Here is a 12,721-nt window from a genome sequence, read left to right as displayed (position 1 = left end):
GATCTAATATAAAATAAATTCATATAGGAGTCTAATACTTTTATTCAGTTTAGCCTCCTATTTTTATGCTTATTAGATATAAATAATGATTATTTTATTTGTTGAGAATTTTATTACAAATTTATAACGAAAATGGATATTTACTAAGATTTTATAACAAAGAATGCACAATACCTTTAAATACAGTTTTTTCATTAAAATTTAAGATATATTTAAGTCAGAGAGAGATTAAAAGAGGGAGGAATCAATTTTTATTAATGAAAATTGAAAAGTAAATATGATTTTTAGTAGCTTAGTATTTTTATTTGCATTTTTACCAATAGTACTTATATTTTATTATTTATGTAATAATAAGTTGAAAAACCTAGTATTATTACTTGCTAGTTTATTTTTTTATGCCTGGGGAGAACCCAAATACGTTTTTTTAATGTTAGGATCCATAGGATTTAATTATATATTTGGACTTAAAGTAGCCTCGGATAAAGTTAAGAAAAAGAAGTTATGGATTATAATAGCTGTGGTTTTTAATATTTCATTATTAGGTATTTTTAAATATAGTAATTTTTTTATAGATAATATTAACAGTTTATTTAATATGAATCTAAACATACCTACAATAGCATTGCCTCTTGGGATTTCATTTTTTACCTTCCAAACCATGAGTTATGTAATTGACGTATATAGACATGATGGAAAAGTTCAAAACAATATTTTTGATTTGGCACTTTATATAAGTTTATTTCCACAGCTTGTGGCAGGACCTATTGTCAGATACGAAACAGTTGATAATCAAATAAGCAATAGAAAACATTCAATGGACAAATTTGCTGATGGTGTTAACAGATTTATAATTGGTCTTGGAAAAAAGGTTATATATTCAAATCAGTTAGGTTTAATTGCAGACAGTGTGTTTGCAGCTCAAGTTTCAGAATTATCAACATTGGAAGCCTGGTTAGGAATAATATGTTATACACTTCAAATATATTTTGATTTTAGTGGATATAGTGATATGGCCATAGGGTTAGGTAAAATGTTTGGATTTGACTTTCTTGAAAACTTTAACTATCCATACATCTCTCAAAGTGTATCGGAATTTTGGAGAAGATGGCATATATCGTTAGGAAGTTGGTTTAGAGATTATGTTTATATTCCTTTAGGTGGTAATAGAGTTTCTCCTATTAAGCAATATAGAAACTTATTTATAGTATGGTCCTTAACAGGAATATGGCATGGTGCTAACTGGACTTTCATGGCATGGGGATTATATTATGGCATATTAATTGCTTTAGAAAAAGCATTTTTAGATAAATTATTGAAAAAATTACCACAAATATTTAGGCATATATATTTAGTGTTGATAGTAATGATTGGATGGGTATTTTTCAGAGCGGAAAATATAACACAGGCAATTGATTTTATAAGAGTTTTAGGTGGAATTGGGGCTAATGGAATATATAATAATTCATTTATTAGTTATATAAATGAATCTGGATTTATTGTGATTTTAGCTATAATTTTTTCAGTACCTGTACTTCCAAAGGTCAAATCAATGTTAGAGTTGAATCATAAAAAACTAGTTGAAAGTAGGTTTATGTATTTTACACATTCAGCGTGTCTAATGTCAATAATGTTTATTATTGTTGTGATATTAGTAAATTCAACATATAACCCATTTTTATATTTTAGATTTTAGGAGAGAGAATCATTATGAACAATAAAAAAGCAAAATATATAGTTATTCCATTTGTTACTGTAATCATGACTATGTTTCTTATTCATATAGTAAGTGAAGATAAAGAGTCTAGTGCATCTGAAAATAGAACATTAACTCAGATACCCACTATAAAGGATATAAAAAAAGAAGACTTTACAAGTAAATTTGAAAATTATTTTTCAGATCAATTTCCTTTTAGAGAAGAACTATCAGAAATATATTCTAAATTACAATTAATGCTTGGAAAAAATAAAATAAAAAATTATTATGTATTAGAAAATAACTGGATTATGCCAACGCCAGCAAAGAAAATATCAGATAAAGAGTTAAAAGATACAGCAAATGAAATAAATGAATTATCTAAAATAGCAATAAATTCAAATAAGAAAGTGTATTATGCTTCTACTCCACATAAAGAAAGTATGTTGTCGCATTTATATCCTAAATATACAGACGGATTAGAAAATGCTACTATTAATAAAAATAAATTTAAAGATTATTTAGATTTAGATAATATAAACTTTATAGATATAGATGAAGATTTTTTAATTAGATTTAATGAAAATCAAAGAGAAAAATTATACTTCAAAACGGATCATCACTGGAATGGAATAGGCGGATTTGAAGGTTTTAAAACTATTGTTAAACAAATGAATGAAGTGAAAAATGTAAACTGGGATGATTATAAGCAGATAAACTTTGACAGAGGGTATTTTTTAGGAAGTTACAATATGAATTTAAATAAAATAATTGAAGAAGATGAAACGATACCTTACGTTCGTTTAAAAAACAGAGGAAACTACGAGTATTATAAATATGATGGAAAAAAAGAAACTAAAGGAAAAGAAGAAGACTTTGTAGCTATCCGTAGAAATGAAAAAGAAATATTATACGGAGGTGCATATATGCTTGGTAATGCGTGTAATATTTTAAAAATCAGAAATGAAGATTCCTTAACAGATAAGAAAATTCTTATATTAAGAGACTCTTATCAAGCACCTACATCATGGCTATTTGCTGATGTGTTTTCTGAAGTTCAACTAGTAGATCCTAGATATACAGACAAGCTAGGTTTATCTATGGATGATATTATAAGAGATAGTGATGCTGATATAGTAATGTTTATGTATAATTCAACGGATTTCAAATCTATGATAGATGTAATAAAAGACCAAAGAAATAAGCTTTAAAGTATACTATTCGTCAATAATTAGAAAACTCTAAGAAAGTTGCAAAAGAAGCATTAAAAGCAGAAAATATACGACTATACAATATGAACCTGCTATTTATATAAAACTAAGATTTTTATAATTTAACCCTCATAAAGAAGGAAAAATTTAATTCCTAGTTATGAGGGTTAAATATTATTGTTTAGTGAATGCTACAAAACCACAGTCTGTAGGATGATCTATAAAAAGACCATCTTTGTATTTTAATAATAATAGGCAAATAGTAGTATCCCCGCCTGCACATAAAATATTTATTAAACTTATAATTAATATTAAGGAATTTCCTGTAAAAAAAGAAATAATAAATACTAAAATTCCTAATATAAGAAGTGGCATAATTCCACCAGTAAGATAAGAGTTAAAGTCTAAAGGCTCTTTACAATGGCAATAAGGAGTAAAAGATTTCCACATAACTCCGAACACAATACTTTTAAATCCTCCCTTACAAAAGAAGCTCCAAGCAACTCCGTGTAAAATTTCATGAATAACAACAGAAGCAATTATAGAAAATGAATATAATAAAAGAGTGTTTGGTGTAAACTCAAAGAAAATACTATCCCATTTATTTATATAAATAATAAAACAAATAAGAGCTATAGGACCAGCAGTAAGTAGTGAATAAATATTAGCTTGCTGAACAGTAATTATACCTAGATTTTCTTTATATCCTTTGTTTATCATTTCCTCCCTAATTGATTCAAATCTTTTTATTTCTTCTTGTTTTTTCAAATCTTTTTCATTAATAGTATCAGACATAACAAACCCCTTAAAAAATACTTTTCACTGAAATTATAGCATATCTAATACAATTCCTACTTGAATTTTTAACTAAATAAATTGGGAAAATAGAATAAAAGGAGGGTGAAAGATGTTTATTCTTTAAAGGATTATATTTTTAAAAAGAGAGTTGAATAATTTCAACTCTCCTAAATTAATTGTATTCTATTTTCTATCCATTTGCTTATTTCTGTAACTATATCGTCTTTGATTAATTCGTCTAAAAGTTTGTGATACAAACCATTTAAAATTCTAATTTCTTTATCTTTAGAAATTATATTATTAAATAAAAACCTACTATCTTCACAATCAGTTATTGCATCCATAGATCCGTGGAATATTAAACAAGGATATTTAAATTTATATAAATATTCAAGAATGTGCGAACAACTTTTTTTGAGAGCATGATAAAGACCTACAGTTACTTGTTTCAGAACTAATTCATCCTCATCATAAGATTGAATAAAATCGTAATCATGACTCAAGTTATGAATACTTCCCACAGAAACAAAGTCAAAATCACTATCATATTCATTGGAATTGCAATTTGTATAATTACCATAATCACAAACTAGAGGACTGCAAAATATCATACCATTTACTAAGTTATCATATTGTCCTCCTAGAATACTCATTATATGTCCTCCCATGCCTTGACCTAAAATAAATAAAGGAAGACTGGGATTTTCTTCTTTAATTAAATCAATAACAATTTTTAAATCTTTTGCAAATGTATGAACATCATCTACATATCCTCTTTTACCGTCTGAATCACCGTGTCCTCTGTGGTCATATCTATATATATTAAAATTATTTGCAACAAATTTGCTAGTGATATAATCGTATCTTCTATAGTGCTCTGCTAATCCATGCAGGATCAAGATAGTAGCTTTAGGACTATTTACTAATTCTTTTGCACATTTTAAATAAGTATTATCAAATGATTTAACCCAAAAATCTACTGTTGTAACACTCATATATTTCACTCCCCAAGTTTTATAATAAATCCTAAAAAAGCATAGGACTAACAATATATTACTATTCTATAAAGGGCAATGAATACCCTTTTTTTTTATTATGATTTATTTTTTATTCTTTAAAATATTGTTTATGTTAGAAAAAAGTGGTACAGTTAAAATATAAATACGAATAATTATAAGGTTATTTGGGAGGTATGTTCGTTTGAGGGAAATTGATTCAAAAATAATAACTAAAGAGGTTAAGAAGCTTTGTATTGAGGGAAATATATTTCTTGGAGATGATGTAATAAAATCTTTTGAGAAAAATTTAGAAAAAGAAGAAAGTGAATTAGGAAAAGATATATTAAGAATATTGATAGAAAATGCTCAAATAGCTAAAGAAAGTCATACACCTTTATGCCAAGATACAGGAATGGCAGTGTTCTTTGTGGAGGTTGGTCAGGAAGTTATGATAAAGGGCCATACTTTAACAGAAGCTATTAATAAAGGTGTAAGTGAAGGATATACAGAGGGATATCTTAGAAAATCTGTAGTAAGCCCCATTACTAGAATAAATACAAAGGATAATACTCCTGCCATAATTCACTATGAAATGGTGAAGGGGGATAAAATCAAAATTCAATATGCACCAAAAGGCTTTGGAAGTGAAAATATGAGTCAGCTAAAAATGTTAAAGCCTTCTGATGGAATTGATGGTGTGAAAAAATTTATAGTGAAGGCTGTAAGTGAAGCAGGACCTAATCCATGTCCTCCAATAGTTGTGGGAGTAGGTATTGGTGGAACAGTAGATAAATGTGCCCAAATTGCTAAGAAAGCTCTATTTAGAAATATTGGTCAGCATAATGAAGATGATACAATAGCGGATTTAGAAAGAGAAATGATTGAAAAAATCAATGATTTAGGAATAGGACCTCAAGGTCTTGGAGGAAATACCACAGCACTTTCAGTGAATATTGAAACTTTCCCAACACATATAGCAGGACTTCCTGTTGTGGTTAATATAAATTGTCATGCTGCTAGACATAAGCAAGTGATTATATAGGAGGGGAATATGATAGAGATAAAAGCACCTTTTAAAAATGAAGATATAGAAAAGTTAGTTTGCGGAGATATAGTAAAACTTAGCGGTGTAATTTATACGGGTAGAGACGCAGCTCATAAAAGAATGATAAATGCAATAAATAACAGAGAAGAATTACCTTTTGATGTGAATGGAGCAGGAATTTATTATGTAGGCCCATCACCTAGAAAAGAGGGTCAAATAATTGGTTCAGCAGGACCAACAACAAGTTATAGAATGGATGACTTAACAGTACCTTTATTAGATAGGGGACTAAAAGTTATGATAGGTAAAGGGAAAAGAAGTGAAGAAGTAATAAACTCTATGATAAAAAATAAAGCTGTATATTTGGCGGCCATTGGAGGCGCTGGAGCATATATTTCTAATGCTATTAAAAAATGTGAAATAATAGCTTATGATGACTTAGGACCAGAGGCAGTAAGAAGACTAGAAGTAAAAGATTTACAATTAATTGTAGCCATAGATTGTTATGGTAACAATATATATGAAAAAGGAAGAGCAATGTTTGCAAAAACATCGGAATAAATCAGAACTAATAAAGGAGAACTAGAATGGGAAACAAAAATTTTGCACAGTTAGCATTAGAAATGCATGAAAATCATGGAGGAAAGGTAAGCATACAAAGTAAAGTAGAAGTAAAATGCAAAGATGATTTATCTATTGCATATACTCCAGGTGTTGCAGAACCTTGTTTAAAAATAAAAGAAAATCCAGAAGAGGTTTATAAATATACTTGTAAAAGTAATATGGTGGCAGTAGTTAGTGATGGAACAGCAGTTTTAGGACTTGGTAATATAGGTGCTGCTGCTTCAATTCCTGTTATGGAAGGTAAATCAATATTATTTAAAGAATTTGGAGAAGTAGATGCTTTTCCTATTTGTATAAATACTATGGATATTGATGATATTGTAAAAACTGTTAAATTACTGGAACCAGTTTTTGGAGGAATTAATTTAGAAGATATAAACTCTCCTAGATGTATAGAAATAGAAAATAGATTAAAAGAAGAATTAGATATTCCAGTGTTCCACGATGATCAACATGGTACAGCAATAATTGTTTCTGCTGGAATTTTAAATGCAGCAAAATTAGCAGGAAAGAAAATAGAAGATTTAGAAATTGTTATAAATGGAGCAGGTTCTGCAGGAATGGCAATTGCTAAAATGTTAATTAATTTAAATGTAAAAAATGTAGTTTTATGTGATATAAATGGTGCGATTCATGAAAATTCTAAAGATATTAATTGGGCACAAAAAGAAATGCTAAAAGTAACTAATAAAAACAATGAAGTAGGAACTTTGGTAGATATTATTAAAAATAAGGATGTATTTATAGGTGTTTCTGCACCAAAAATGGTTACAAAAGAAATGGTAGCAACTATGTCAGATAAAGCAATAGTATTTGCTATGGCAAATCCAACTCCAGAAATATTCCCAGACGAAGCTAAAGCAGGTGGAGCATTTATAGTAGGTACTGGTCGTTCAGATTTCCCTAATCAAGTTAACAATGTTCTTGCTTTCCCCGGAATTTTTAGAGGAGCTTTAGATGTTAGAGCAAGAGAAATAAATGAAGAAATGAAAGTTGCAGCAGCTTATGCCATAGCAAATGTAGTTAGTGAAGATGAATTGACTCCAGATTACGTACTTCCAGACGCTTTCAATAAAAATGTAGTAAAGAATGTGGCAAAAGCAGTAAGAGAAGCTGCTATAAAAACTGGTGTGGCAAGGATAGAAAAATAAATTAATATAAAAATAAAAATATTTTGATTTGAAAAAAATAAATTTAAGTACTACAATTAAAATAAATTCAAAAGTTTTACCTAGGGGTGCCCTAAAAGGCTGAGAGATGGAAACATTAACCCTTATACCTGATCTGGATAATACCAGCGTAGGAAAGAGTAGAGTGTTATATAATGAAATATGTGAACTTTTACATATGATATGTGATTACTACAAGCTTTACCTACGGGTAAGGCTTTTTTATATTGAAGGAAATTATATGTTATCTGCTCTGTAGATAACATATAATTTCCAACTTTGTGACTTGAACAACGAGCGAAGCCGTTGGCGATATGAGCGAAGCGAATTTTTTATTGAAATAAAAAGTGAGGAGGTGTAACGATGAAGATAAATGGAAAGGTAGTAGAATTCCAAAATAATAAAACTGTATTAGATTTATTAAATGATTACGACTTAAACAAAGATAGGGTTGTAGTAGAGATAAATTTAGAAATATTAGAAAATGAGCAGTATGAAACTTATATATTAAAGGAACATGATGCAATAGAAATTATTAGCTTTATTGGTGGTGGTTGATTTGAAAATATTTGTTAATGAAATAGAAAAAGAAGTTGAAGATAATATAAGTGTTTTTAAAGCTAAGAATATTTTCAATAAATGCAGTGATGTTGTAGTCTTGAATGGTTTTCCTATTAAAGAAGATGAAATATTAAAAGAAAATGATAGAGTAACTTTAATAGAAAAAGGGAAGAAACCATCTATGAATGAACTAGAAAACCTTATGATTGCAAGGCATACACCGAAAGTGCATGAAAAGTTAAAAGAAGGAAAGATAGCTATTTTAGGTCTAGGAGGACTTGGATCGAATATAGCCATTTCGTTGGCTAGAATAGGTGTAGGTAAGTTAATTCTAGTTGATTATGATGTTGTAGAGCCTTCCAATCTAAATAGACAGCAATATTTTATTGATGATATTGGAAAGTACAAAACAGAGGCCATGAAAGAACATTTAGATAAAATTAATCCTTTCATAGATGTTGAAATACATAATGCTTATATTACTAGAGAAAATATTAATTTTTTACATGAAGTAGATATAATACTTGAAGCTTTTGATGATCCAAATTGTAAAGCTGAAATAAGTAATTTTGTTTTACTTCATATGAGAGATAAATATTTAATAGCATCTTCTGGTATGGCAGGATATTACGATTCAAATATTATTATAACTAAGAAAATAAGAGATAAGTTTTATATATGTGGTGATTTTGTACATGAAGCAAAAGAAGGTGAGGGGTTAATGGCGCCTCGTGTGGCTATTTGTGCAAATCACATGGCAAATTTGGCAAGTAAAATACTTATAGATTATATCTAGGGGGATAAATTAATGGATAAATTAATATTAGGTGGGCACGAATTCAATAGCAGACTTTTAATTGGGACAGGAAAATACGGATCTAATGAAATACTTCCAAAAGTAATAGAAGAAAGTGGTAGTGAAATAATAACTATGGCACTAAGAAGAGTTGATTTAGACAACAGCAATGAAAATATTCTTACATATATACCAAAAGAGATGACAATTCTTCCAAACACATCAGGTGCAACAACGGCTGAAGAAGCAGTAAGAATAGCAAGAATATCTCGTAGAATGGGATGTGGAGATTTTATAAAAATAGAGGTAATATCAGATACTAGATATTTATTACCTGACAATGAAGAAACAATAAAAGCTACTAAAATCTTAGCAGATGAAGGATTTGTAGTACTTCCATATATGAGCCCTGATTTATATGCAGGAAGAAGATTAATAGAGGTAGGAGCAGCAGCAGTTATGCCACTTGGCGCACCAATTGGTTCTAATAGAGGGCTTAAAATGAAAGAAATGATAAAAATAATGATAGAAGAATTGGATATTCCTATTATTGTTGATGCAGGAATAGGTAAGCCTTCTCAAGCTATGGAAGCTATGGAAATGGGAGCGGCAGCAGTTTTAGTAAATACAGCAATATCATCAGCAGGTGACCCTGTAGCTATGGGAAAAGCTTTTAAAATGGCAGTAGAAGGTGGACGTGCAGCATTTCTTGCAAAAACTGGAGCTGTATCAGAATTTGCGAATGCATCATCTCCTCTTACTGGTTTTTTAGGGAACTTATAGGAGGGATATAAAATGAGTTTTTATGAGGTAATTGAAAAATATAGATATTTTGACTTTGATAGATATTTTGAGAAGGTAAGCGATAGAGATGTACTTAGAAGCTTATCAAAGGATAAGTTAAATCACGAAGATATACTTAATTTACTTTCGCCAATAGCAAGAAAACATTTAGAATCTATGGCCCAAAAAGCTAGTAAATTAGCATTACAATACTGTGGAAAAACTGCTACTTTATATACTCCTATTTATATTGCAAATTATTGTGAAAATCACTGTGTTTACTGTGGTTATAATTGTCATAGTGGAATAAAAAGAAAAAAATTATCTTTAGAAGAAGTAGAAAAAGAAGGGGAAGCAGTTTCGGCTAAGGGCTTTAAACATATTATTGTTTTAACTGGAGAAAGTGAAACAATGTCGAGTATTGAATATATAGGTGATGCAGTGGAGATTTTATCAAAAAAATTTCCATCAATAGCAATAGAAGTTTATCCTATGGATGTGGAAGGATATACCCACTTAGTTTATAAGGGTGCAGATTCACTAACTATATATCAAGAAACTTATGATGAGGAAGTTTATAAAAAAGTACATATAAAAGGACCTAAGGCCGATTATAGATTCAGGCTAGATGCACCAGAAAGAGGAGCTATCGCAGGAATGAGATCTTTATCAATAGGTGCATTACTTGGTCTTAGTGACTTTAGAAGAGATGCGTTTTTCTCAATTCTACATGGGGAGTATTTGAAAACAAAATATCCTCATATAGAACTAGCATACTCTGCTCCAAGAATCAGACCCTTTAAAGGAAGTTTTAGTGATATAGTAGAGGTTGACGATGCTACAGAGTTTCAAATTTTAACTGTTATGAGGTTATTTGATCCTCATGCAGCATTAAATGTTTCAAGTAGAGAAACTTTAGATATGAGAAAACATTTAATGCCTCTTGGAGTTACAAAACTAAGTGCAGCAGTATCAACAGATGTGGGAGGTCACTCTCAGGGAGAAGAAAATACAGCTCAATTTAAAACAAATGATGATAACAGTATTGAAGAAGTTGCTAATATGCTGAAGTCTATTGGATACCAATATGTATTTAAAGATTGGGTGAGATTTTAATGTACTTGATAACTAATAGACATTTATGTGATGAAAATCATTATTTGAAAGTTATTGATGAGGCTATAAATAGTGGCATAAAGAATATTATCTTACGAGAAAAAGATATGAGTGATGATGAGTTAACTGATTTATATTGGAAGGTTGTAAATAAAACAAATTATTCCGATGATAAGTTTAATTTAATTATTAATAGTAATTTAAATTTATACAAAAAACTTAATTTTAGTGGTATTCATCTACCTTTTGAAAATTTTTTAAAATTAATAAAAGAAGGATTTATTTTTGAGGAAAATAAAATTTTAGGCTTATCTTTGCATAGCGTAAGTGAAATTAGTGATTTAGAAAGAATAATTAAAAATAATCATTTAAATGTAGACTATATAACATTGTCACATATATACGAAACTAAGTGTAAGAAAGACTTAAAACCTAAAGGAATAAATATTTTAAAAGATGCTAAGAAAATCACTAATATTAAAATTGTAGCATTAGGAGGCATATTACCTTGTAATGTTAAAGAAGTTCTAAACTATGCAGATGATTTTGCGATTATGAGTACTTTATTTACATGTGGAAATGTTGAATTGAAAATAAAGGAATATATAAAAGAGATAAGTGTTACAACATATAGATGAAATTTATAAATGACTATAAAGTATTGATTATTTCTATATTAATTTACCTAAATAAGACAAATTTGTTATAATGAGATGAATTGAGAAGCTCAATTATTAAAATATCTTATAATAAGGAATGTAGCTGGAGGGATAATCATGAAAATGAACAAAAGATTTAAAGTTTTATCAATAGGAATGTTATTAGTTGTAACATTAAGTTCTGCAATAGGATGTTCTTCAAAGGGAAGTGGAGAGTCGTATAATGAAATAGACTCAGCAAAAACAATAGAACTAGTAAATGAAACTAAAGAAACATTAGTAATAGATGTTAGAGGTGCTGATGCATACGCAAAGGGACATTTAGCTAATGCGATAAACATACCTTTTGATGAATTTGAGGGGAAAATAAGTGATTTAGAAGGGTATAAAGATCAAACTATAGTATTAATATGTAATACGGGGAATAAAAGTGGTAAAGCAGGAAAAATGTTAGTAGATAAAGGATTTACTAAAGTTTACAATGCAGAAGATGGAATGGAAGAATATGATTATGATACAGTTACATATACAAATGTAACTGGAAGTGAATTTGAAAAATTAGCAGCAGAAAAAACAGATGCAGTTGTTTTAGATCTTAGAGATGCTAAAGATTTTGAAAAAAGCTCAGTAGAAAATGCAGTAAATATACCAATGGATGAATTTGAAGCAAAAGCTAGTGAGCAATTAAAAGATAAAAATCAAGAGATATTATTATACTGTAATACTGGAACTAGAACTTCTGAAGCATCACAAATTTTAGAGAAAAATGGATATACTAATGTTGTTAATTCAATAGATGGTGTAAAAGAATATGAATTTAAATTAAAATAAGTTAAAAAGAAATGTCGCGCTATAAATTAGTGTGACATTTTTTATATATAAGGAAATTATACTGCTTTCAAATTTATGAGAACATCGTGAAATTAAGTAATATCCACAAATGTTGAGATGTAAAAAGTCGATTTTTGACCAACGGAGTTGCCTGAAGTGGCAACAAAATGATTCTCCAACAGGTTGCTTAAAGGTATCTCATTTGAGTAAATAATTTATCCGAAGTGATAACGATAATATATCGTTGACGATATATTTCTCAATTTTGGCCACATGAGCGAAGCGAATTTTTTATTAAGAAATTAAATTAATATGAAGTTTAAAAAGATATAATAGAATAAAAATATTCGAAAATTAACAATTTTTTGATTCATAGATATTTGAAAATTTATATTGAAAATAAGTATAAAAAATAATACTCTTATAATATAGCTAAT

At 28.9% G+C, this 12,721-nt stretch carries 13 protein-coding genes and 1 riboswitch; of the genes, 11 read left to right on the top strand and 2 right to left on the bottom strand.

Annotated elements, in window-relative coordinates; all coding sequences use genetic code 11:
- The first annotated feature begins 277 nt into the window (after positions 1 to 277).
- Together NSA58_RS08480 and NSA58_RS08475 are read left to right on the top strand one after the other, a co-directional pair.
- Positions 278 to 1,693 (top strand): MBOAT family O-acyltransferase, encoded by a 1,416-nt coding sequence (locus NSA58_RS08480; RefSeq protein WP_039681219.1) that lies wholly within the window; start codon positions 278 to 280, stop codon positions 1,691 to 1,693.
- Positions 1,694 to 1,707: 14 nt separating this feature from the next.
- The gene (locus NSA58_RS08475; protein WP_074080241.1) at positions 1,708 to 2,904 is read left to right on the top strand and encodes a DHHW family protein; all 1,197 of its coding nucleotides are present in this window, start codon (positions 1,708 to 1,710) and stop codon (positions 2,902 to 2,904) included.
- Between the two features lie 174 nt (positions 2,905 to 3,078).
- Here NSA58_RS08475 and NSA58_RS08470 read toward each other — a convergent pair whose 3' ends face one another.
- The gene (locus NSA58_RS08470; protein ID WP_039681221.1) at positions 3,079 to 3,699 is read right to left on the bottom strand and encodes a DUF3267 domain-containing protein; all 621 of its coding nucleotides are present in this window, start codon (positions 3,697 to 3,699) and stop codon (positions 3,079 to 3,081) included.
- Positions 3,700 to 3,869: 170 nt separating this feature from the next.
- Positions 3,870 to 4,697 carry an alpha/beta hydrolase gene (locus tag NSA58_RS08465; RefSeq protein WP_039681222.1) on the bottom strand — a complete coding sequence of 276 codons (828 nt, stop codon included), beginning with the start codon at positions 4,695 to 4,697 and terminating at the stop codon, positions 3,870 to 3,872.
- 205 nt (positions 4,698 to 4,902) lie between these two features.
- Between NSA58_RS08465 and NSA58_RS08460 the strand changes: the two genes are divergently transcribed.
- From NSA58_RS08460 to NSA58_RS08420, 9 genes are all read left to right on the top strand, one after another.
- Positions 4,903 to 5,742, top strand: coding sequence for a fumarate hydratase (locus NSA58_RS08460; RefSeq protein ID WP_074080112.1), 840 nt, complete (start codon positions 4,903 to 4,905; stop codon positions 5,740 to 5,742).
- Between the two features lie 9 nt (positions 5,743 to 5,751).
- Positions 5,752 to 6,306 carry a Fe-S-containing hydro-lyase gene (locus NSA58_RS08455; RefSeq protein WP_039681224.1) on the top strand — a complete coding sequence of 185 codons (555 nt, stop codon included), beginning with the start codon at positions 5,752 to 5,754 and terminating at the stop codon, positions 6,304 to 6,306.
- Positions 6,307 to 6,332: 26 nt separating this feature from the next.
- Positions 6,333 to 7,520, top strand: a complete 1,188-nt coding sequence (locus tag NSA58_RS08450; protein WP_039681225.1) for an NAD(P)-dependent malic enzyme — start codon at positions 6,333 to 6,335, stop codon at positions 7,518 to 7,520.
- Positions 7,521 to 7,592: 72 nt separating this feature from the next.
- Positions 7,593 to 7,693, top strand: a riboswitch (TPP riboswitch).
- Positions 7,694 to 7,901: 208 nt separating this feature from the next.
- On the top strand, positions 7,902 to 8,096 hold the full coding sequence (thiS, locus tag NSA58_RS08445) for a sulfur carrier protein ThiS (RefSeq protein ID WP_039681226.1): 195 nt from the start codon (positions 7,902 to 7,904) through the stop codon (positions 8,094 to 8,096).
- Entirely contained in the window at positions 8,089 to 8,895 is an 807-nt protein-coding gene (gene thiF, locus NSA58_RS08440; RefSeq protein WP_334291557.1) for a sulfur carrier protein ThiS adenylyltransferase ThiF, read from the top strand. The genes thiS and thiF overlap by 8 nt, the downstream gene beginning before the upstream one ends.
- A 12-nt stretch (positions 8,896 to 8,907) precedes the next feature.
- The gene (locus NSA58_RS08435; RefSeq protein WP_039681228.1) at positions 8,908 to 9,678 is read left to right on the top strand and encodes a thiazole synthase; all 771 of its coding nucleotides are present in this window, start codon (positions 8,908 to 8,910) and stop codon (positions 9,676 to 9,678) included.
- A gap of 12 nt (positions 9,679 to 9,690) precedes the next feature.
- The gene (gene thiH, locus NSA58_RS08430) at positions 9,691 to 10,794 is read left to right on the top strand and encodes a 2-iminoacetate synthase ThiH (protein ID WP_039681229.1); all 1,104 of its coding nucleotides are present in this window, start codon (positions 9,691 to 9,693) and stop codon (positions 10,792 to 10,794) included.
- Positions 10,794 to 11,432, top strand: coding sequence for a thiamine phosphate synthase (locus NSA58_RS08425; RefSeq protein WP_039681230.1), 639 nt, complete (start codon positions 10,794 to 10,796; stop codon positions 11,430 to 11,432). Before thiH ends, NSA58_RS08425 begins: the two co-directional genes overlap by 1 nt.
- Before the next feature lie 138 nt (positions 11,433 to 11,570).
- A complete protein-coding gene (locus NSA58_RS08420) occupies positions 11,571 to 12,284 on the top strand; it encodes a rhodanese-like domain-containing protein (RefSeq protein ID WP_079768080.1) in 714 nt (237 codons plus the stop codon).
- Positions 12,285 to 12,721: the final 437 nt, after the last annotated feature.

The sequence above is a fragment of the Terrisporobacter muris genome, from assembly GCF_024621905.1.
GTDB classification, from domain to species: domain Bacteria; phylum Bacillota; class Clostridia; order Peptostreptococcales; family Peptostreptococcaceae; genus Terrisporobacter; species Terrisporobacter muris.
Note: the sequence above shows the minus strand (reverse complement) of the source record. Positions and strands in the feature narration are given on the sequence as shown.

Excerpts from the sequence above, each read along its gene's own strand:
- NSA58_RS08465 (WP_039681222.1), bottom strand. The coding sequence starts at position 4,697 with ATGAGTGTTACAACAGTAGATTTTTGGGTTAAATCATTTGATAATACT.
- NSA58_RS08450 (WP_039681225.1), top strand. The coding sequence starts at position 6,333 with ATGGGAAACAAAAATTTTGCACAGTTAGCATTAGAAATGCATGAAAAT.
- thiH (WP_039681229.1), top strand. The coding sequence starts at position 9,691 with ATGAGTTTTTATGAGGTAATTGAAAAATATAGATATTTTGACTTTGAT.
- NSA58_RS08435 (WP_039681228.1), top strand. The coding sequence starts at position 8,908 with ATGGATAAATTAATATTAGGTGGGCACGAATTCAATAGCAGACTTTTA.
- NSA58_RS08425 (WP_039681230.1), top strand. The coding sequence starts at position 10,794 with ATGTACTTGATAACTAATAGACATTTATGTGATGAAAATCATTATTTG.
- NSA58_RS08470 (WP_039681221.1), bottom strand. The coding sequence starts at position 3,699 with ATGTCTGATACTATTAATGAAAAAGATTTGAAAAAACAAGAAGAAATA.
- NSA58_RS08455 (WP_039681224.1), top strand. The coding sequence starts at position 5,752 with ATGATAGAGATAAAAGCACCTTTTAAAAATGAAGATATAGAAAAGTTA.
- NSA58_RS08420 (WP_079768080.1), top strand. The coding sequence starts at position 11,571 with ATGAAAATGAACAAAAGATTTAAAGTTTTATCAATAGGAATGTTATTA.
- NSA58_RS08475 (WP_074080241.1), top strand. The coding sequence starts at position 1,708 with ATGAACAATAAAAAAGCAAAATATATAGTTATTCCATTTGTTACTGTA.
- NSA58_RS08480 (WP_039681219.1), top strand. The coding sequence starts at position 278 with ATGATTTTTAGTAGCTTAGTATTTTTATTTGCATTTTTACCAATAGTA.
- thiS (WP_039681226.1), top strand. The coding sequence starts at position 7,902 with ATGAAGATAAATGGAAAGGTAGTAGAATTCCAAAATAATAAAACTGTA.